The organism is Kosmotoga sp. (assembly GCF_982836095.1).
The window spans coordinates 2,262-4,231 of record NZ_CEYIHJ010000042.1; the positions used below are offsets into that span (position 1 = coordinate 2,262).

General features: G+C 38.1%; 2 protein-coding genes. Both read left to right on the forward strand.

Annotated features, from left to right (window positions below):
- On the forward strand, positions 1-432 hold a 432-nt coding region (locus AC3LHT_RS04350), incomplete at its 5' end, for an FAD-dependent oxidoreductase (protein WP_488662084.1).
- Positions 433-601: 169 nt separating this feature from the next.
- Positions 602-1,846, forward strand: coding sequence for a C13 family peptidase (locus AC3LHT_RS04355; RefSeq protein ID WP_488662085.1), 1,245 nt, complete (start codon positions 602-604; stop codon positions 1,844-1,846).
- Positions 1,847-1,970 lie beyond the last annotated feature (124 nt).

A 1,970-nucleotide genomic window follows, 5' to 3' on the forward strand; every position in this document is an offset into this window, starting at 1 on the left:
GAAAAAGTCGCGCTTCAGAAAGGGGAAAGAGTAGTCATAGGTGGGGGTGGCCTTGTGGGTTGTGAAACTGCTCTCTATCTAGCTACTAAGGGATGTGAGGTCACAATAGTTGAAATGCTACCAGAAGTTGCTAAAGACATGGAACCAATAAGCAGAAATTACCTGCTACGTGAACTTAAGGAGCATAATATAAAAATATTAACTAGCTCAAGAATAATCAAGATTTCAGAGTCATCTTTGAATATCAAAAAGACTGATGGCATGGAAATAGAGCTTGATCTGGACATATTTGTTGCTGCCTTTGGGGAAAAACCACGTAAATTTGAAAAAGTAGATGCTCCTGTTCCCATACATATCATTGGTGATATGACAAGGGTGGGGAAAATTGTTGAAGCTATAAGGGATGGCTATGCAATTGGGTTTAATTTGTAGAAGAGCTCATTATGGCTGTCTAAAATTTGGTCGTTTCTATTTTTTAATAGATTTGAGATTTTAAAGGATCAAACATGTAGCAAACGACTGAAATATTAATTGCTTCTTCATTATGAAGAAATTTTTCTTTGAACCCGGAAGGATTTTAATTATTCCGGGAGGTGGAAGTATGTGGAGAAAGCTTTTGCTTCTTTTTTTGGCTTTTGTTGTTCTTTTTATTCTTGTGGGCTGTCCCGGAATTTCTATTGATGAACTTATCTCCAAGATGAAATTCATGAACTATGCTTTTGCTGAGGGTGAACCGGAGATCCCCGCTGTAGCGTTATATCTCGGCAAAGTAAATCCAGGAGATATTTTAGAAGTTTATACACCTGTGCCCGAATATGTATCAAGTGAGATAGAAAATAAGGGAGTGATTATTTCACCGATAATAGAGAATTCTGGATATCTTTATTACCTTGATCTTGCCCCTGGCGCTTTTTATAACCACCCTGGCAGGATTATTGTACTCGGGGAAGATGGTGAGCCAATAATTGATGAAGATGTAGAAGGCTGGCCTGTTCTCAATGGTAAAACACCTGAACCACTTGTTTCATCTACCAGTGAAGCTTTCCAAAAGGCGATTTTCTGGAGAAACATCCGCTACAAGATAACCAAAATACAAATTCCTGAATGGGTTATCATTCCAAGGGTAATATCAGGTGCAGTAGTAGTAAATGGGCTGACACCCACACAAAATCTTTATACTGAGGCCTCGAATATTCATAATATGATGTATGAAGCTATGGTTGATTTCATGGGAGCAGATAGAGTAAAGCAAGTTGAGTATCCAGATAATGCTCCAAGTAATGTGGAAGATGCCATTCAGTATCTTGTAGAAACAAAGAAAGTAAACAATCTTACGTTGTACTTCATTGCCCACGGGAGCTACGATCGTATGAACATAGGTGGGCATAGTTTTAGTGCATCTGATCTTAAAAATATAATAGAAAGCTATTCAAGTGTTAAGTTTTTTATCATTATTGAATCCTGCCATTCGGGTAGTTGGATTGAAGGTATTACCAACATCGTAGATCCGGAAAATGTGATATTGGCAATAACGACAACAACAGCTGATAAGAGCGCATATTCTGATTGGGACTCTGCAGCAGGGTACACAGATGACTATAACGGAACGATAGATGTTTATATAGAATGGACCAGCGATTTCCTGCAAATGATGTCATATTACACAGGTCCAGCTTGGTCAGAGGTAACAGATTATGCCGAAGAACATGACATTCCAAACGAGGCGGCGTTGTATGATTTGTGTTTTTTGTCAATAAAAGCTGGTTCCCCTCCTGAGACTTCCTATACCTTCACAGAAAGAGTTGGAATTCAAGAGCCAAGGATTTACAGGAGCTATAGCCCGTAGTAACTTTTCAAAGCCAGTCTAATAAGACTGGCTTTTTCATGACGTTTTATTATTTCAAGTAATAAATGTAAATTGTTCTTTAATTCACATGTATTTTAAGTTGCATAACTATATATCCGGCTTT

Coding starts and splice junctions, on each gene's coding strand:
- AC3LHT_RS04355 (WP_488662085.1), top strand. CDS start 602: ATGTGGAGAAAGCTTTTGCTTCTTTTTTTGGCTTTTGTTGTTCTTTTT.